Source organism: Escherichia sp. MOD1-EC5495 (assembly GCF_002965965.1).
GTDB classification, from domain to species: Bacteria; Pseudomonadota; Gammaproteobacteria; order Enterobacterales; family Enterobacteriaceae; genus Escherichia; species Escherichia ruysiae.
In genome coordinates this window covers 248,920-266,605 of the sequence record NZ_PTRI01000001.1, presented here as the reverse complement: position 1 = coordinate 266,605, position 17,686 = coordinate 248,920, and the positions used below count along the sequence as shown (strand labels likewise).

Below are 17,686 nucleotides of genomic sequence, written 5' to 3'. Positions count from 1 at the left end.
GTTTCCCCCGAAGTCACCAAGATCATGGCCAAAGAACAAACGGACCGTACGACATTAGATCTGTTCGCGCACGAGCGTCGACCGGGACGACCGAAAACCAATCCGCTTTCGCGCGATGAACAGCTGCGTATTAATAAACGCAACCAGCTAAAACGCGACAAAGTACGTGGTCTTAAGCGTGTCGAACTGAAGCTGAACGCGGAAGCTGTCGAGGCGCTGAATGAGCTGGCAGAGTCGCGCAATATGAGCCGTAGCGAACTGATCGAAGAGATTTTGATGCAGCAGTTGGCGGCACTGCGCAGTCAGGGCATCGTTTAAATTTCCACTTTCATGTAGCACAGTGTGCAGTCCTGCCCGTTTGCTGATTCCGCAAGACTGCCTGTTCTGCTATGATTGCCTTTATCCGTGGGCAATTTGCCACCCCCATTTCAATAAGTTTCAAGAGGTTATTTCACTCATGGCTATCACTGGCATCTTTTTCGGCAGCGACACCGGTAATACCGAAAATATCGCAAAAATGATTCAAAAACAGCTTGGTAAAGACGTTGCCGATGTCCATGACATTGCAAAAAGCAGCAAAGAAGATCTGGAAGCTTATGACATTCTGCTGCTGGGTATCCCAACCTGGTATTACGGCGAAGCGCAGTGTGACTGGGACGACTTCTTCCCGACTCTCGAAGAGATTGATTTCAATGGTAAACTGGTTGCCCTGTTTGGCTGTGGCGACCAGGAAGATTACGCCGAATATTTCTGTGATGCATTAGGCACTATCCGTGACATCATCGAACCGCGCGGCGCGACTATCGTGGGTCACTGGCCAACTGCGGGCTACCATTTCGAAGCGTCAAAAGGTCTGGCAGATGACGACCACTTTGTCGGCCTGGCTATTGACGAAGACCGTCAGCCGGAACTGACCGCTGAACGTGTAGAAAAATGGGTTAAACAGATTTCTGAAGAGTTGCATCTCGACGAAATTCTCAATGCCTGATGTGATGCGGTGTAGGCTAATGTCTACGCCGTATTAATAGATAACGCCAATCAAAATAATTGCTACAAATTTGTAACTTTTGCCGTAGTACCTGTACAATGTTCCAGTATTGAAGTGGCCTTGCCGATGTAAATGTAAGCTAAGCCACGTTTTTATTAACAATATTTGCCAGGGACTTGTGGTTTTCATTTAGGCGTGGCAATTCTATAATGATACGCATTATCTCAAGAGCAAATTCTGTCACTTCTTCTAATGAAGTGAACCGCTTAGTAACAGGACAGATTCCGCATGACTGATAACAATACCGCCCTAAAGAAAGCTGGCCTGAAAGTAACGCTTCCTCGTTTAAAAATCCTGGAAGTTCTTCAGGAGCCGGACAACCATCACGTCAGTGCGGAAGATTTATATAAACGTCTGATCGATATGGGTGAAGAAATTGGTCTGGCTACGGTATATCGCGTACTGAACCAGTTTGACGATGCCGGTATCGTCACCCGCCACAATTTTGAAGGCGGTAAATCCGTATTTGAACTGACCCAACAACATCACCACGATCACCTGATCTGCCTCGACTGCGGCAAGGTTATTGAATTTAGTGATGAATCTATCGAAGCGCGTCAGCGTGAAATCGCCGCGAAACATGGCATTCGCCTGACTAACCATAGTCTCTATCTTTACGGTCACTGTGCCGAAGGCGATTGCCGCGAAGATGAGCACGCGCACGAAGGCAAATAAGCCCGCCTGAACGAGAAAAGCCAACCTGCAGGTTGGCTTTATATTATTGGCATAGTGAGATTTGTTCGTGCTGGATGCGGCGTGAACGCCTTATCCGGCCTACAAATCATCTCAAATTCAATATATTGCATAAAAAGGTAGACCTGATAAGCGCAGCGCATCAGGCAATTTATGCACTTGCTATAAATCTCAAGCCAACCTGCAGGTTGGCTTTTTTATACAAGGGAAATAAGAACAAGCGAGAGTTACAGCCCTCGCTTTTTTTGTTTTTACTGCGTAGCGTTATTACTGCGAATTTCCTGCCAGACTTTATCGCAATCGGCTTTCACTGCCTGGTCGTTACCCGTTTGCGTTGCTCGCAGACACTGCTGATAATCCAGTACCCGCACACTTTCCTGGTCGGCAAACTGCTGATGTTGTTTCTCTTTCTTCAGCACGTTTAACACGCTCTGGCAGGCCTCAATTTTTTCCGGCGAGCCTTGTGCGGTCTTGATACAGGTGCTGTATGCCTCTTTCAGACGGCTATCTTCCTGTGGCGCGGTCGATTGCGCACAAGCCACCAGCCCCGATGCCATCATGGCGATGAGAATCAGTTTTTTCATAGCAAATTCCTCAAACGTGCGGCAGGTGAAATGCCTGCCGCGTCGGGCATCAGAAGATAGTGAACGGTGCGATAACCATGAATTTCACGTCACGCTCATCCTGGAAGATGTTGCCGTAACCGCCGCCCCAGCTTGGAATGTCGGAGTGGTTGTCGTATTCGGTGAAGTGCAGTTTGAACATCGTGCCTTTGGCGCGACCATCCTGAATGGTGTAGACCGCATCCAGGCTGTATGCAGATTCTTCGATAGTCCGGTTCTTGTCGTAGTACGCATCCGGGCTGCTCTGCCAGGTTGCAGGTTTGGCATCCCAGGCGTACACGTAAGAAGCACCGATAGCGAAGCCTGGAAGATTCCAGTTTTTCAGGTCATACATCGCGCCGAAGAAGACCGCTTTTTCGCCGTTGGCGTTGAAGTCAGAACGGTTATCCCACCAGATATCCAGGCGACCGTTCGAGGAAGCATAGGTTGGGGTCATACGCTGCAGGAAGTATCCCTGCTGACCGTCAGCTTTAACCCAGGTGCCTTCGAGGCGCAAATCCACTACGTCAGCCGCCCGGTAGCCAAAGGTCAACGCCTGCAGCCAGGCGGTGCCGTCGTAAAGATCGTTGACGCTGCGATCGTCAACTTTGTCGCGCGTACCATAGAACTGATAGCTGGTAGTTAATGGGCTACCAGCGATATCAAATTTATAGCTGGCTTTAGCAAAATATTGATCGATATAACCTTCAGCCTGCCCAAACGCCGCTTCCAGTACGAAGTTATTTTTGAAGTCGTACTTCGCCCCGAGGGAGTGCAGATAATCAACTTTGGTAGTTTTATCGTTCTGATAAAACTCATCCATTTCCAGATGCCACGGCGCTTTATATTCGTTCGTCCACATATAGGAGAAACTCAATGCGCCGGCATCGCCGTAATCAAAATTAGCCCCGGCTTCCGCGCCCTGATAAGTACCCGGCATAAAACTCCAGTGCGGCGCTAACAGTGTTTGACCCGTTGGCTGAATATAACCTGCCCTCGCCCACACCGGACCGTATTTAAATTTTGCAGCTGCTTTATACAGGCTTATACCGCTTTTATCGCCGGACCAGTCTTCGTCATAGGCTTTATTACTTTTTGAAAACGCGATTTCGTTCGGGTGGGAGCTGTCGCCGTTTTCCGCCATTTCAATCGCCGTAAACGCGGCAATATCGAGGCCGAACATATCAGCAGCATAACCAGACTGAAAATCGAGGTTGGCGTTCCAGGTGGAGTGAGAAAGGTTGGTTTTGTATTTGTCGCCGTCGGTAACATCTTTACGGTCACGTTCACGCTGCCAGTAATAGATACCGCCGGTTAAGGTTGAATCGTCGATGAATCCTTCGGCGCGAGCCTCCGGTATTGCCATAAAGCCCGACATTGCTGTAACACCGGCGATAGCCAGCGCCAGCGTACTACGTTTGCCACTAAACGCACGCATGGGTTAATCCTCTTTGACGTATAAATTGCTGCACCACAGGTGAACAGCGAAAAAAATAAAAATTAAAAAAGTAGCGTTGAGAAAAGTCTCGCTGACTACAGGAACAGACTATTTTTCGCGACGCGAATTATCAATCTCTTTCTGTAACGAGAATGTAAGAACATGAGCAACCGCACATATTTTGATGATTTTTGTTACAGGATTTAAGTTTGCAGCAGAAGAGCTTGTAGAAGAAAAAATATGTGGCTTTCCAGTAGGATGAAAACGGTTACATTTTATTGAATTATGATTTGTGGTTTTAAATTTATTTTACGGATAAATTGCGAAGCGGAATTAATTCGCGATGATAAGCAGAAAAAACGCCGCAGAGCGCGGCGTTTGGGATTGTTTGTATGTTTCATGCCGGATGCGGCGTAAACGCCTTATCCGACCTACAAAAGCACGCAAATTCAATATATTGCAGAGATCTCGTAGGTCTGATAAGCGTAGCGCATCAGGCAATTTAGTGTTTGAAACTGTTTGTGTGTTTCTTGCAGGATGCGGCATTTACGCCGCATCCTGCATGGTGAAACTTAAAATTACTCGCCAACCTTCGCCCAGGTATCACGCAGCCCAACGGTGCGGTTAAATACCGGTTTTTCCGCCGTGGAATGGCGGCTGTCGAGGCAGAAGTAACCTTCACGCTCAAACTGGAACGCTTTACCCGCTACTGCGTCTTTCAGAGACGGTTCAGCAAAGCCCTGTTTGATGACCAGCGATTCCGGGTTAATCACCGACAGGAAATCATCCGCAGCGCCTGGATTCGGCACGCTGAACAGGCGATCGTACAGGCGGATTTCAACCGGCAGCGCATGTGCCGCGCTTACCCAGTGGATAACGCCTTTCACTTTGCGACCATCAGCCGGATCTTTGCTTAAGGTGTCGGCATCGTAAGTACAGAAGATGGTGGTGATATTGCCTTCGGCATCTTTCTCCACTCGTTCTGCTTTAATCACGTAAGCATTACGCAGACGCACTTCTTTACCCAGCACCAGACGCTTGTACTGCTTGTTAGCTTCTTCGCGGAAATCAGCGCGATCGATCCAAATCTCACCGCTAAACGGCACCTGACGGCTACCCATTTCCGGTTTGTTCGGATGGTTAGGCATGGTGACCATTTCGCCTTCGCCCTGATAGTTTTCGATAACCAGTTTCACTGGATCGATAACCGCCATTGCGCGCGGCGCGTTTTCGTTGAGGTCTTCACGAATGCAGGATTCCAGAGATGCCATCTCAATGGTGTTGTCCTGTTTGGTCACGCCGATGCGTTTGCAGAACTCACGAATAGCAGCTGCCGTGTAACCACGACGACGCAGACCAGAAATGGTCGGCATACGCGGATCGTCCCAGCCTTCTACGTGCTTGTCGGTCACCAACTGGTTCAGCTTACGCTTGGACATCACGGTGTATTCCAGATTCAGGCGCGAGAATTCGTACTGGCGCGGATGAACAGGAATGGTGATGTTGTCCAGAACCCAGTCATACAGACGACGGTTGTCCTGGAACTCCAGCGTACACAGAGAGTGCGTAATGCCTTCCAGCGCATCGCTGATGCAGTGGGTGAAGTCGTACATCGGGTAGATGCACCACTTGTTGCCGGTCTGGTGGTGTTCCGCAAATTTAATACGATACAGCACAGGATCGCGCATCACGATAAACGGCGAAGCCATGTCGATTTTCGCTCGCAGGCAGGCTTTACCTTCTTCAAAACCGCCGGTACGCATTTTTTCGAACAGCGCCAGGTTCTCTTCAACGCTGCGGTCGCGGTACGGGCTGTTTTTACCTGGCTGCGTCAGGGTGCCACGGTATTCGCGGATCTGTTCCGGCGTCAGTTCATCGACATACGCCAGGCCTTTATTGATCAATTCGATCGCATAGGCATGGAGCTGATCAAAATAGTCGGAGGAGTAACGAACGTTACCAGACCAGTGAAAACCTAACCATTCAACGTCGTTTTTGATCGACTCTACGTACTCGATATCTTCTTTTACCGGGTTAGTGTCGTCGAAACGCAGGTTGCACTGGCCTTTATAGTCCTGGGCGATCCCGAAGTTCAGGCAGATAGATTTCGCATGACCAATATGCAGATAGCCATTTGGTTCTGGCGGGAAACGGGTGTGTACTGTGGTGTGCTTGCCACTGGCCAGATCTTCATCAATGATCTGACGAATAAAGTTAGTCGGGCGGGCTTCTGCCTCACTCATCGTGGATTCCTCAAAGCGTAAACAACGTATAACGGCGTATGATCTTATAAGCGGGACAGGCTGACAACTGTTAGTTAGAGAAAATAGAAAATCTCACTGAGATTATGGGGATGATTGATGAAAAAAAAAGCGGCGAAGATGATATCCGCCGCTTTTGCCACTCCTGTGTCATTGTTGGATGCGACGCTGGTGCGTCTTATCCAACCTACACTGAGCTTTTGTAGGCCTGATAAGACGCGTCAAGCGTCGCATCAGGCATGAAGCAGATTACTTTTTGATTTCATACAGCGGCGTTTGACCCGCCACAACATGGCCCTGAGCTTTAATGATAAGGCCGCTGAAATCGTCGATATTACTGCAAACCACCGGGCTAATCATCGAACGGGCGTTAGCGTTCAGGTAATCCAGATCCATATCCAGAACCGGTTGCCCTGCGCTTACCTGCGCGCCCTCTTCCACCAGACGCTTAAAGCCTTTACCTTCCAGCGCCACGGTGTCGATACCCATGTGGACGACGATCTCCGCGCCTTTTTCGGTTTCCAGGCAGAACGCGTGGTTGGTGTTAAAGATTTTCACGATAGTCCCTGCGGCTGGTGATACAACGATTTTATCCGTCGGTTTCACCGCCACACCGTCGCCCACCGCTTTGCTGGCGAACGCTTCGTCTGGCACCTGATCCAGTGCGACAACATCACCAGTGATCGGCGATACCAGCTCAGCGATAGACACTGCATTTGGTACAGCCTGTGGTTTCGCAACCGGAGCGGCAGTTGCTGGAGCAGCTTCAGCAGAAGCAGCAGCTACCGGACCACGGGCAACGACTTTCTTCATCGCATCACCGATAGATTCCGCTTTTGCACCAACAATCACCTGGATGGTCTGTTTGTTTAGTTTCACCACCCCAGAAGCACCCAGACGTTTACACATCGCATCGTTGACGCGGGATGAGTCACCCACCGTCAGACGCAGACGGGTAATACAGGCGTCAATCGCTTTCAGGTTGTCGCTACCGCCAACCGCAGCAATATAGTTGGTCGCCAGTTGAGTCAGACCTTCTTCAGTGTTGCTGTTGGCTTCTTCAGTAACAATTTCGTCTTCTTTATCTTCACGACCTGGCGTTTTCAGGTTGAACATGCGGATAACTGCACTGAACACCACAAAGTAGATAACGAAGAAGATAACGCCCATCACCAGCAGCATCCAGACGTTCTGGCTGGCTGCCGGCAGGTTATACATCAACGCATAGTCGATGGCACCCGCAGAGAAGGAGAAGCCCGCGTGTATACCCAGCAGCGTTGCCACAAACAGGCTGATACCGGTCAGCAGTGCGTGCAGGAGGTACAGCAACGGAGCAAGGAACATGAACAGGAATTCCAGCGGCTCGGTAACACCAGTCAGGAACGCGGTGATAGCAACGGAAAGCAGCATCCCGCCAACCATCGGACGACGCTCTTTCGGTGCTGCGAAGTACATCGCCAGTGCCGCACCCGGCAGACCAAACATCATGATCGGGAAGAAGCCGGACATGAACATCCCCGCAGTGCCATCACCGGCATAGAAGCGGTTGATGTCGCCGTGGAAAACCGTCCCCGCCGCGTTGGTGAATTCACCAATCTGGAACCAGGCGATGGTGTTCAGCACCTGATGCAGACCGGTTGGGATCAGCAGACGGTTAATGAAACCAAAGATACCGGAACCCAGCGCGCCCGCAGAAACGATCCATTCACCACCAGCATGAATAGCGTGCTGCACCGGTGGCCAGACATAACCAAAAATAGCCGCCAATACCAGGCAGAAGAAGCCAGTGGCAATCGGCACAAAACGTTTACCACCGAAGAAGCTCAGGAAGTCCGGCAGTTTAATATCGGACCAGCGGTTATAGGCAGCACCACCAACCAGACCAGTAATGATACCCGCCAGTACACCCATGTTGATTTCCGGGTTGATGGTCACCATCGCTTTGGTTAACACAAAGTAACCTACCGCACCTGCCAGCGCCGCCGCACCTGCGCTGTCTTTGGACCAGCTGGATGCCACGCCGATGGCGAAGATTAATGCGAGGTTATCAAAAATCGCGCCGCCCGCCTGGGCAATAAACGCAACGTTAAGTAAATCTGGCTGACCGAATCGCAGCAACAGTGCCGCCACCGGCAGTACTGCGATAGGGAGCTGTAACGCCCTACCGAGTCGCTGAAAAAACCCTAAAATATTCATCTTATTCCCCCTACGAGAACCCTATTTGGCTCGTTTAAAGCCGTTTTTTATTTTGCTGCAAACTGTACTGCCGATGTTCTGTAATCATATTGTTAGATCATCTGCTACAGAGTGTGTAAAAAATTAATTCGTACCGCAAATTAAACGCGTGTCTTTTGTGAGTTTTGTCACCAAATATCGTTATCATTACTCCCTTTTACTGGCTAAACCAGAAAACTTATTTTATCATTCAAAAAATCAGGTCGGATTGACGCCTCTCTGCGCAAATCCAGGTTACGCTTAAAGATGCCTAATCCGCCAACGGCTTACATTTTACTTATTGAGGTGAATAATGAGACTGATCCCCCTGACTACCGCTGAACAGGTCGGCAAATGGGCTGCTCGCCATATCGTTAATCGTATCAACGCGTTCAAACCGACTGCCGATCGTCCGTTCGTGCTCGGTCTGCCGACTGGCGGCACACCGATGACCACCTATAAAGCGTTAGTCGAAATGCATAAAGCAGGCCAGGTCAGCTTTAAGCACGTTGTCACCTTCAACATGGATGAATATGTCGGTCTGCCGAAAGAGCATCCGGAAAGTTACTACAGCTTTATGCACCGTAATTTCTTCGATCACGTTGATATTCCAGCAGAAAATATCAACCTTCTCAACGGTAACGCCCCGGATATCGACGCCGAGTGCCGCCAGTATGAAGAAAAAATCCGCTCTTACGGTAAAATTCATCTGTTTATGGGCGGCGTAGGTAACGACGGTCACATCGCATTTAACGAACCGGCCTCTTCTCTGGCTTCTCGCACCCGTATCAAAACCCTGACCCACGACACTCGCGTCGCGAACTCTCGTTTCTTTGATAACGATGTTAATCAGGTGCCAAAATATGCCCTGACTGTCGGTGTTGGTACATTGCTGGATGCCGAAGAAGTGATGATTCTGGTTCTGGGTAGCCAGAAAGCACTGGCGCTGCAAGCCGCAGTTGAAGGTTGCGTTAACCATATGTGGACCATCAGCTGCCTGCAACTGCATCCGAAAGCGATCATGGTGTGCGATGAACCTTCCACCATGGAGCTGAAAGTTAAGACTTTAAGATATTTCAATGAATTAGAAGCAGAAAATATCAAAAGTCTGTAATTATTATCCCTGCCCTGACACCTTGTTCAGGGCAATATTATCTTTAAAATCGGGGGTCGGAATGTATGCATTAACCCAGGGCCGGATCTTTACCGGTCACGAATTTCTTGATGACCACGCGGTTGTTATCGCTGATGGCCTGATTAAAAGCGTCTGTCCGGTTGCGGAACTGCCGTCAGAGATTGAACAACGTTCACTGAACGGAGCCATTCTCTCCCCCGGTTTTATTGATGTGCAGTTAAACGGCTGCGGCGGCGTGCAGTTTAACGACACTGCGGAAGCGGTAAGCGTTGAAACGCTGGAAATCATGCAGAAAGCCAATGAGAAATCAGGCTGTACTAACTATCTGCCGACGCTTATCACTACCAGCGATGACCTGATGAAACAGGGTGTGCGCGTAATGCGCGAGTACCTGGCAAAACATCCGAATCAGGCATTAGGTCTGCATCTGGAAGGTCCGTGGCTGAACCTGGTGAAAAAAGGCACTCATAACCCGAATTTCGTGCGTAAACCCGATGCTGCGCTGGTTGATTTCCTGTGCGAAAACGCTGATGTGATTACTAAAGTTACCCTGGCACCGGAAATGGTTCCTGCGGAAATCATCAGCAAACTGGCAAATGCCGGGATTGTGGTTTCTGCTGGTCACTCCAACGCGACGTTGAAAGAAGCGAAAGCCGGTTTCCGCGCAGGTATTACTTTTGCCACCCATCTGTATAACGCGATGCCGTATATTACTGGTCGCGAACCGGGACTGGCAGGTGCAATTCTCGACGAAGCAGACATTTATTGCGGTATTATTGCCGATGGCCTGCACGTTGATTACGCTAACATCCGCAACGCCAAACGTCTGAAAGGCGACAAACTGTGTCTGGTCACCGACGCTACTGCACCAGCAGGCGCCAATATTGAACAGTTCATTTTTGCGGGTAAAACAATATACTACCGCAACGGACTTTGTGTGGATGAAAATGGTACGTTAAGTGGTTCATCATTAACCATGATTGAAGGCGTGCGTAATCTGGTCGAACATTGCGGTATCGCACTGGATGAAGTGCTGCGTATGGCGACGCTCTACCCGGCACGTGCAATTGGCGTTGAAAAACGTCTCGGCACGCTCGCCGCAGGTAAAGTGGCCAACCTGACCGCATTCACACCTGATTTTAAAATCACCAGGACCATCGTTAATGGTAACGAGGTCGTAACTCAATAAGAGAAAGTATGACACCAGGCGGACAAGCTCAGATAGGTAATGTTGATCTCGTAAAACAGCTTAACAGCGCGGCGGTTTATCGCCTGATTGACCAGTTCGGGCCAATCTCGCGGATTCAGATTGCTGAGCAAAGCCAGCTTGCCCCCGCCAGCGTAACCAAAATTACACGTCAGCTTATCGAACGCGGGCTGATCAAAGAAGTCGATCAGCAGGCCTCCACCGGGGGCCGCCGCGCTATCTCCATCGTTACTGAAACTCGTAATTTCCACGCTATCGGCGTACGACTCGGTCGTCACGATGCCACCATCACTCTGTTTGATCTCAGCAGCAAAGTGCTGGCAGAAGAACATTATCCGCTACCAGAACGTACCCAGCAGACGCTGGAACATGCCCTGCTGAATGCCATTGCTCAGTTTATTGATAGCTACCAGCGCAAACTGCGCGAGCTGATCGCGATTTCGGTGATCCTGCCAGGGCTTGTTGACCCTGACAGCGGTAAAATTCATTACATGCCGCATATTCAGGTGGAAAACTGGGGGCTGGTAGAGGCACTGGAAGAGCGTTTTAAAGTGACCTGTTTTGTCGGTCACGATATCCGCAGTCTGGCGCTGGCAGAGCACTACTTCGGTGCAAGTCAGGATTGCGAAGACTCTATTCTGGTGCGAGTACATCGCGGAACCGGGGCCGGTATTATCTCTAACGGGCGCATTTTTATCGGTCGCAACGGCAACGTCGGTGAAATTGGTCATATTCAGGTCGAACCGCTGGGTGAACGCTGCCACTGCGGCAACTTCGGTTGTCTGGAAACTATCGCTGCCAACGCCGCCATTGAACAGCGGGTGTTGAATCTGTTAAAGCAGGGCTACCAGAGCCGTGTGCCGCTGGATGACTGCACTATCAAAACTATCTGCAAAGCCGCGAACAAAGGCGACGGTCTGGCGTCGGAAGTGATTGAGTATGTCGGTCGTCATCTGGGTAAAACCATCGCCATTGCTATCAACTTATTTAATCCGCAAAAAATTGTTATCGCAGGTGAGATCACCGAAGCCGATAAAGTGCTGCTCCCTGCTATTGAAAGCTGCATTAATACCCAGGCATTGAAGGCATTTCGCACCAATCTGCCCGTGGTACGTTCTGAGCTGGATCACCGCTCAGCAATCGGCGCTTTTGCGCTGGTAAAACGCGCCATGCTCAACGGTATTTTGCTCCAGCATTTGCTGGAAAATTAATGTGCTTTTATAGTGGCGCTTATTGTTGTCAATATTCTGGGTAGTCCATGACCATTAAAAATGTAATTTGCGATATCGACGGCGTGCTGATGCACGATAACGTCGCCGTACCGGGTGCAGCGGAATTTTTGCACGGGATTATGGATAAAGGCCTGCCGCTGGTGTTGCTGACCAACTATCCTTCGCAGACCGGGCAAGATCTGGCGAACCGCTTTGCCACTGCGGGTGTCGATGTGCCGGACAGCGTGTTTTATACCTCCGCGATGGCAACCGCCGATTTCCTGCGCCGTCAGGAAGGTAAAAAAGCGTATGTGGTGGGCGAAGGCGCGCTGATCCATGAGCTGTACAAAGCCGGTTTCACTATTACGGACGTGAATCCTGATTTTGTGATTGTTGGCGAAACGCGTTCATACAACTGGGACATGATGCATAAAGCGGCGTATTTCGTCGCTAATGGTGCGCGATTTATCGCCACTAACCCGGATACCCACGGGCGCGGTTTTTATCCCGCCTGTGGCGCGCTGTGCGCAGGTATTGAGAAAATCTCCGGGCGTAAACCTTTTTATGTCGGTAAGCCAAGTCCGTGGATCATCCGCGCGGCATTAAACAAAATGCAGGCGCATTCGGAAGAAACGGTGATTGTCGGCGATAACCTGCGTACCGATATTCTGGCGGGCTTCCAGGCGGGTCTGGAGACGATTCTGGTGCTCTCTGGCGTTTCATCGCTCGACGATATCGACAGTATGCCGTTCCGCCCAAGCTGGATTTACCCGTCGGTCGCTGAAATCGACGTTATCTGAATATCAACCACGTCTCAGGACGTGGTTTTTTATTTTCACCGCTCACCAAAACTCACCCATTCAATAAAACACGTCAAAAATTATCGATTCATCAATAAACACGCCACTACACCCTACCCTTTTTCATCAATCAGCAATCACCATTACGTTTTTTATTTTTACACCGCCAAATCGCTTGCGCACAGTGCTGCTTTGCGGCATTTTTTTAAACAAGCAAACACAACAAGCAACAAACACCAGGTTAACGGAGAAGGTTATGTGTTCAATTTTTGGCGTATTCGATATCAAAACAGACGCAGTTGAGCTGCGCAAGAAAGCACTCGAGCTGTCACGCCTGATGCGTCATCGTGGCCCGGACTGGTCCGGTATTTATGCCAGCGATAACGCCATTCTCGCCCACGAACGTCTGTCAATTGTTGACGTTAACGCGGGGGCGCAACCTCTCTACAACCAACAAAAAACCCACGTACTGGCGGTAAACGGTGAAATCTACAACCACCAGGCATTGCGCGCCGAGTATGGCGATCGTTACCAGTTCCAGACTGGATCTGACTGCGAAGTGATCCTCGCGCTGTATCAGGAAAAAGGGGCGGAATTTCTCGACGACTTGCAAGGCATGTTCGCCTTTGCCCTGTACGACAGCGAAAAAGATGCATATCTGATTGGTCGCGACCATCTGGGGATCATCCCACTGTATATGGGCTATGACGAACATGGTCAGCTGTATGTGGCCTCAGAAATGAAAGCCCTGGTGCCGGTTTGCCGCACCATTAAAGAGTTCCCGGCAGGAAGCTATTTATGGAGTCAGGACGGCGAAATCCGTTCTTATTATCACCGTGACTGGTTCGACTACGATGCGGTGAAAGATAACGTGACCGACAAAAACGAGCTGCGTCAGGCGCTGGAAGACTCCGTTAAAAGCCATCTGATGTCCGATGTGCCGTACGGCGTGCTGCTCTCGGGTGGTCTGGATTCCTCAATTATTTCCGCGATCACCAAGAAATACGCCGCCCGTCGCGTGGAAGATCAGGAACGTTCCGAAGCCTGGTGGCCGCAGTTGCACTCTTTTGCCGTGGGTCTGCCGGGTTCACCGGATCTGAAAGCGGCACAGGAAGTGGCAAACCATCTGGGTACTGTGCATCACGAAATTCACTTCACCGTACAGGAAGGTCTGGATGCCATCCGCGACGTGATTTACCACATCGAAACCTATGATGTGACGACTATTCGCGCTTCGACGCCGATGTATTTAATGTCGCGTAAGATCAAGGCGATGGGTATTAAAATGGTGTTGTCAGGCGAAGGTTCTGACGAAGTATTTGGTGGTTATCTCTACTTCCACAAAGCGCCAAATGCCAAAGAGCTGCATGAAGAGACGGTACGTAAACTGCTGGCCCTGCATATGTATGACTGCGCACGCGCCAACAAAGCGATGTCAGCCTGGGGCGTGGAAGCACGCGTTCCGTTCCTCGACAAAAAATTCCTCGATGTGGCGATGCGCATTAACCCACAGGATAAAATGTGCGGTAACGGGAAAATGGAAAAACACATCCTGCGTGAATGTTTTGAGTCGTATCTGCCCGCAAGCGTGGCCTGGCGGCAGAAAGAGCAGTTCTCTGATGGCGTCGGTTATAGCTGGATCGACACTCTGAAAGAAGTGGCAGCGCAGCAGGTTACTGATCAGCAACTCGAAACTGCCCGCTTCCGCTTCCCGTACAACACTCCGACCTCAAAAGAAGCGTATCTGTATCGCGAAATCTTTGAAGAATTGTTCCCACTTCCAAGCGCCGCTGAGTGCGTACCGGGCGGCCCTTCCGTCGCCTGTTCTTCCGCCAAAGCGATCGAGTGGGATGAAGCGTTCAAAAAAATGGATGATCCTTCTGGTCGCGCGGTTGGCGTTCACCAGTCAGCGTATAAGTAAGAAATTCGGTATTGCCCCGGAGAAATCCGGGGCAATTTCAGTTACTGGGGAGCTTGTTGATTCTGATATGCAGTAAGGAAATGTTCCGGGTTTGCCACATCACTGTTTGACAATTCATCACTGTAAGCCACCGACCAGGTTGCCTGCTCATCCGGGATATGCAGGCTGCCATTTCCCTCTTTCAGGCGTAATAACTCAAAAGATTCACCCTTGATTACAGCAGTATAGGATTTCTCACCGTCCTGTAATTTTTTCACTCTACAGCGAAAAATCTGACCATCGATGTCATTATCAACATGAGATACCTGAACGAGTGCTTCATTTTCCGCTTTCGGCCCGATTCGCATCATCCAGACCACTGCCCCTTCCTGACCACGATAACCAAAGACATACTTACCGATTTCCGGTCGAGCTGTATCGGCAAATGCGGATTGCATAAGTAATAAAGCACTGACCAGCACCGTGATAAAACGCAGCATATTATTCCCTCAATAAATAGCCTGAAGTGGTAGCAGAGATGCAGGCACCGCAATCCCTGCTCTGTCCAATCGTAACGGTGCAGTATTTCATGGGATAATTCTCGGGCGCTATTGTTGAATTCCGAATTTCATCCTGCATCGCAAAACAACAGAGAAAAACACGAAATAAACAATAATTGACGAATATAGCGCCACGCTGTTCGCAACCTAACCAAACAGTCACTTTCGAGCAATTTTCCTTGAAAAAGAGGTTGACGCTGCAAGGCTCTATACGCATAATGCGCCCCGCAACGCCGATAAGGTAACGCGAAAAAAAAGATGGCTACGTAGCTCAGTTGGTTAGAGCACATCACTCATAATGATGGGGTCACAGGTTCGAATCCCGTCGTAGCCACCATCTTTTTTTTGCGGGAGTGGCGAAATTGGTAGACGCACCAGATTTAGGTTCTGGCGCCGCAAGGTGTGCGAGTTCAAGTCTCGCCTCCCGCACCATTCACCAGAAAGCGTTGTACGGATGGGGTATATCTAGGCTGTAAGTTAGCCACCTCGGCTGGCAATGATATAGTTTGAAGTTCTCCATTCTGTAAGAAATTTGTTGGGGTATCGCCAAGCGGTAAGGCACCGGTTTTTGATACCGGCATTCCCTGGTTCGAATCCAGGTACCCCAGCCATCTTCTTCGAGTAAGCGGTTCACCGCCCGGTTATTGGGGTATCGCCAAGCGGTAAGGCACCGGTTTTTGATACCGGCATTCCCTGGTTCGAATCCAGGTACCCCAGCCATCGAAGAAATAATCTGGCTACGTAGCTCAGTTGGTTAGAGCACATCACTCATAATGATGGGGTCACAGGTTCGAATCCCGTCGTAGCCACCAAATTCTGAATGTGTCGAATATGTTCGGCAAATTCGAAAAAATTTGTTGGGGTATCGCCAAGCGGTAAGGCACCGGATTCTGATTCCGGCATTCCGAGGTTCGAATCCTCGTACCCCAGCCAATTTATTCAAGACGCTTACATCGTAAGTGCACCCAGTTGGGGTATCGCCAAGCGGTAAGGCACCGGATTCTGATTCCGGCATTCCGAGGTTCGAATCCTCGTACCCCAGCCAATTTATTCAAGACGCTTACATCGTAAGTGCACCCAGTTGGGGTATCGCCAAGCGGTAAGGCACCGGATTCTGATTCCGGCATTCCGAGGTTCGAATCCTCGTACCCCAGCCACATTAGAAAAGCTCGCTTCGGCGAGCTTTTTGCTTTTCTGCATATATTCAATGTCGAATGCGATGTTGATACAGCTAATTTGAATTTGGCTCACGGTTCAGGGCAAACCAGCCTGGAAGCACACGCAGGCGCGGCTTTCCCCCTCACCCTAACCCTCTCCACGAGGGGCGAGGGGATCGTCCGCACGCTTTTGTAGCTTTGGTATCAACCGTTACGCTACAACCCTAACGCATACTTCAGCGCCTGACGTTTCAAAACACCAGCACGCTCCGCCGCCATTAATCCGAGATTACGCATAAAACGCAGCGGCGGCAGATTATTGCTGAATCCGGCATAAAACAGATCCATACCGCTCTGCATAATAAAGTTATCCGCCATGCGCCGCATCTGGTAACGCTTGAGAATGGGATAACTGGCCCATGCTTCACCATGACTGCGCGCGTTTACCAGAACGTCAATCAGGGCATCGACATCACGATAACCAAGATTCACCCCCTGCCCCGCCAGCGGATGGATGGTATGCGCGGCATCGCCCACCAGCGCAAGCCCTGGCTGCACATACTGCAACGCATGGCGACGCGTCAGCGGAAACGCACCAGCGGCAAGCGGCGTCACATAACCCAGACGCGACGGGAAATGTTTCGCTATCTCCGCCTGCAACTGCACCATATTCATATTCTGCAACTGGCGAATGCGCGCCGGAGCGTCATACCACACCAGCGACGCCCAGTTATCAAACAGCGGCAGAAACGCGCGTGGGCCGTCCGGGGTAAACTGCTGCCAGGTGCTGTCGCCGGGATCGTTCTCGCACTGTACGCTAATCAACATACACGACTGCGCATACTGCCAGGCATGAACACCGATTCCCGCCATCTGCCGCACCTGCGAATTTGCGCCATCAGCACCAATGACCAGCTTCGCGCGGATCACTTCGCCGCCCTTCAGTTCCAGCTCCTGAAGATCATTATGGCGATGCAGCGCAATCAGCGAGGCTGGCACACGTAGCGTTACTTTCGGATGCGCTTCCAGCGCCTGCCACAGCGCCTGTTGCAGGACCGTGTTTTCCACCATATAGCCAAGCAACGGTAGCTTAAGTTCAGCGGCGTCAAACACCACATGCGCCGTTTCCCACTCCCACGTTTCCAGTCTGCGGTAAGGATGGCAACGCATGGCCTGTACCGCATCCCAGACGCCTAAACCTTTAAGCAATGATACCGAAGCCGCGCTGATCGCTGAGATCCGAACGTCCGGTTGGCTGTCAGCGACAAACGGTGCAGGTTCTGCGTGCTCGATCACCGTTACCGTAAATCCGTGCTGTGCCAGTCCCAGCGCCAGTGCGCCACCGACCATTCCTCCGCCGACAATGGCAATTTCCGTTGGTTGATTTGTCATGGTCAATCATCCTGTTAGCAATATGCTTTAAGTTTACAGGATTTTTACCCCCAAGGGCTCATAACGCT

Annotated in this window: 15 protein-coding genes and 8 tRNA genes; 17 read left to right on the top strand and 6 right to left on the bottom strand. The window is 50.5% G+C overall.

Annotated elements, in window-relative coordinates:
- The first annotated feature begins 24 nt into the window (after positions 1–24).
- From ybfE to fur, 4 genes are all read left to right on the top strand, one after another.
- Positions 25–318 (top strand): LexA regulated protein, encoded by a 294-nt coding sequence (gene ybfE / locus BEG40_RS01270; protein ID WP_024165168.1) that lies wholly within the window; start codon positions 25–27, stop codon positions 316–318.
- Positions 319–457: 139 nt separating this feature from the next.
- Complete coding sequence (fldA, locus tag BEG40_RS01265) at positions 458–988, top strand: flavodoxin FldA (RefSeq protein ID WP_001018618.1); 531 nt, start codon at positions 458–460, stop codon at positions 986–988.
- Positions 989–1,197: 209 nt separating this feature from the next.
- The gene (gene uof / locus BEG40_RS01260; RefSeq protein WP_001406816.1) at positions 1,198–1,284 is read left to right on the top strand and encodes a fur leader peptide; all 87 of its coding nucleotides are present in this window, start codon (positions 1,198–1,200) and stop codon (positions 1,282–1,284) included.
- Positions 1,277–1,723, top strand: coding sequence for a ferric iron uptake transcriptional regulator (fur, locus tag BEG40_RS01255; RefSeq protein WP_000131706.1), 447 nt, complete (start codon positions 1,277–1,279; stop codon positions 1,721–1,723). Before uof ends, fur begins: the two co-directional genes overlap by 8 nt.
- A gap of 269 nt (positions 1,724–1,992) precedes the next feature.
- Here fur and BEG40_RS01250 read toward each other — a convergent pair whose 3' ends face one another.
- The 4 genes from BEG40_RS01250 to nagE form a co-directional block, all read right to left on the bottom strand.
- Positions 1,993–2,325 carry a ChiQ/YbfN family lipoprotein gene (locus BEG40_RS01250; protein ID WP_105284745.1) on the bottom strand — a complete coding sequence of 111 codons (333 nt, stop codon included), beginning with the start codon at positions 2,323–2,325 and terminating at the stop codon, positions 1,993–1,995.
- Positions 2,326–2,374: 49 nt separating this feature from the next.
- Entirely contained in the window at positions 2,375–3,781 is a 1,407-nt protein-coding gene (gene chiP / locus BEG40_RS01245) for a chitoporin ChiP (protein WP_001201181.1), read from the bottom strand.
- A gap of 578 nt (positions 3,782–4,359) precedes the next feature.
- Positions 4,360–6,024 carry a glutamine--tRNA ligase gene (gene glnS, locus BEG40_RS01240; protein ID WP_105284744.1) on the bottom strand — a complete coding sequence of 555 codons (1,665 nt, stop codon included), beginning with the start codon at positions 6,022–6,024 and terminating at the stop codon, positions 4,360–4,362.
- Positions 6,025–6,291: 267 nt separating this feature from the next.
- Entirely contained in the window at positions 6,292–8,238 is a 1,947-nt protein-coding gene (nagE, locus tag BEG40_RS01235) for a PTS N-acetyl glucosamine transporter subunit IIABC (RefSeq protein ID WP_105284743.1), read from the bottom strand.
- Between the two features lie 331 nt (positions 8,239–8,569).
- Here nagE and nagB point away from each other — a divergent pair, with 331 nt between their 5' ends.
- The 5 genes from nagB to asnB all read left to right on the top strand — a co-directional run bounded on the left by nagB (position 8,570) and on the right by asnB (position 14,530).
- Positions 8,570–9,370 (top strand): glucosamine-6-phosphate deaminase, encoded by an 801-nt coding sequence (nagB, locus tag BEG40_RS01230; RefSeq protein ID WP_105284742.1) that lies wholly within the window; start codon positions 8,570–8,572, stop codon positions 9,368–9,370.
- A 61-nt stretch (positions 9,371–9,431) separates the two neighbouring features.
- Positions 9,432–10,580, top strand: a complete 1,149-nt coding sequence (nagA, locus tag BEG40_RS01225; RefSeq protein WP_105284741.1) for an N-acetylglucosamine-6-phosphate deacetylase — start codon at positions 9,432–9,434, stop codon at positions 10,578–10,580.
- A gap of 8 nt (positions 10,581–10,588) precedes the next feature.
- Positions 10,589–11,809: a DNA-binding transcriptional regulator NagC gene (nagC, locus tag BEG40_RS01220; protein ID WP_000187570.1), complete on the top strand. Its 1,221-nt coding sequence runs from the start codon at positions 10,589–10,591 to the stop codon at positions 11,807–11,809.
- A gap of 47 nt (positions 11,810–11,856) precedes the next feature.
- On the top strand, positions 11,857–12,609 hold the full coding sequence (gene nagD, locus BEG40_RS01215; RefSeq protein ID WP_000153129.1) for a ribonucleotide monophosphatase NagD: 753 nt from the start codon (positions 11,857–11,859) through the stop codon (positions 12,607–12,609).
- 256 nt (positions 12,610–12,865) lie between these two features.
- Entirely contained in the window at positions 12,866–14,530 is a 1,665-nt protein-coding gene (gene asnB / locus BEG40_RS01205) for an asparagine synthase B (RefSeq protein WP_105284740.1), read from the top strand.
- A gap of 41 nt (positions 14,531–14,571) precedes the next feature.
- Here asnB and BEG40_RS01200 read toward each other — a convergent pair whose 3' ends face one another.
- Positions 14,572–15,009 (bottom strand): hypothetical protein, encoded by a 438-nt coding sequence (locus BEG40_RS01200; RefSeq protein WP_105284739.1) that lies wholly within the window; start codon positions 15,007–15,009, stop codon positions 14,572–14,574.
- Positions 15,010–15,329: 320 nt separating this feature from the next.
- On the opposite strand from BEG40_RS01200, the gene BEG40_RS01195 reads away from it, so the two are divergent.
- From BEG40_RS01195 to BEG40_RS01160, 8 genes are all read left to right on the top strand, one after another.
- Positions 15,330–15,406, top strand: a tRNA-Met gene (locus tag BEG40_RS01195).
- 10 nt (positions 15,407–15,416) lie between these two features.
- Positions 15,417–15,501, top strand: a tRNA-Leu gene (locus BEG40_RS01190).
- 104 nt (positions 15,502–15,605) lie between these two features.
- Positions 15,606–15,680, top strand: a tRNA-Gln gene (locus BEG40_RS01185).
- 34 nt (positions 15,681–15,714) lie between these two features.
- Positions 15,715–15,789, top strand: a tRNA-Gln gene (locus BEG40_RS01180).
- A 15-nt stretch (positions 15,790–15,804) separates the two neighbouring features.
- Positions 15,805–15,881, top strand: a tRNA-Met gene (locus BEG40_RS01175).
- 46 nt (positions 15,882–15,927) lie between these two features.
- Positions 15,928–16,002, top strand: a tRNA-Gln gene (locus tag BEG40_RS01170).
- 37 nt (positions 16,003–16,039) lie between these two features.
- Positions 16,040–16,114: transfer RNA gene (locus BEG40_RS01165), tRNA-Gln, on the top strand.
- Between the two features lie 37 nt (positions 16,115–16,151).
- Positions 16,152–16,226, top strand: a tRNA-Gln gene (locus BEG40_RS01160).
- Between the two features lie 216 nt (positions 16,227–16,442).
- Here BEG40_RS01160 and ubiF read toward each other — a convergent pair.
- Positions 16,443–17,618: a 3-demethoxyubiquinol 3-hydroxylase gene (gene ubiF / locus BEG40_RS01155; RefSeq protein WP_105284738.1), complete on the bottom strand. Its 1,176-nt coding sequence runs from the start codon at positions 17,616–17,618 to the stop codon at positions 16,443–16,445.
- Between the last annotated feature and the right edge of the window lie 68 nt (positions 17,619–17,686).

Bases quoted from the DNA above. Each gene is read 5' to 3' on its own strand.
- ybfE (WP_024165168.1), top strand. From the start codon at position 25: ATGGCCAAAGAACAAACGGACCGTACGACATTAGATCTGTTCGCGCAC.
- fldA (WP_001018618.1), top strand. From the start codon at position 458: ATGGCTATCACTGGCATCTTTTTCGGCAGCGACACCGGTAATACCGAA.
- uof (WP_001406816.1), top strand. From the start codon at position 1,198: ATGATACGCATTATCTCAAGAGCAAATTCTGTCACTTCTTCTAATGAA.
- fur (WP_000131706.1), top strand. From the start codon at position 1,277: ATGACTGATAACAATACCGCCCTAAAGAAAGCTGGCCTGAAAGTAACG.
- BEG40_RS01250 (WP_105284745.1), bottom strand. From the start codon at position 2,325: ATGAAAAAACTGATTCTCATCGCCATGATGGCATCGGGGCTGGTGGCT.
- chiP (WP_001201181.1), bottom strand. From the start codon at position 3,781: ATGCGTGCGTTTAGTGGCAAACGTAGTACGCTGGCGCTGGCTATCGCC.
- glnS (WP_105284744.1), bottom strand. From the start codon at position 6,024: ATGAGTGAGGCAGAAGCCCGCCCGACTAACTTTATTCGTCAGATCATT.
- nagE (WP_105284743.1), bottom strand. From the start codon at position 8,238: ATGAATATTTTAGGGTTTTTTCAGCGACTCGGTAGGGCGTTACAGCTC.
- nagB (WP_105284742.1), top strand. From the start codon at position 8,570: ATGAGACTGATCCCCCTGACTACCGCTGAACAGGTCGGCAAATGGGCT.
- nagA (WP_105284741.1), top strand. From the start codon at position 9,432: ATGTATGCATTAACCCAGGGCCGGATCTTTACCGGTCACGAATTTCTT.
- nagC (WP_000187570.1), top strand. From the start codon at position 10,589: ATGACACCAGGCGGACAAGCTCAGATAGGTAATGTTGATCTCGTAAAA.
- nagD (WP_000153129.1), top strand. From the start codon at position 11,857: ATGACCATTAAAAATGTAATTTGCGATATCGACGGCGTGCTGATGCAC.
- asnB (WP_105284740.1), top strand. From the start codon at position 12,866: ATGTGTTCAATTTTTGGCGTATTCGATATCAAAACAGACGCAGTTGAG.
- BEG40_RS01200 (WP_105284739.1), bottom strand. From the start codon at position 15,009: ATGCTGCGTTTTATCACGGTGCTGGTCAGTGCTTTATTACTTATGCAA.
- ubiF (WP_105284738.1), bottom strand. From the start codon at position 17,618: ATGACAAATCAACCAACGGAAATTGCCATTGTCGGCGGAGGAATGGTC.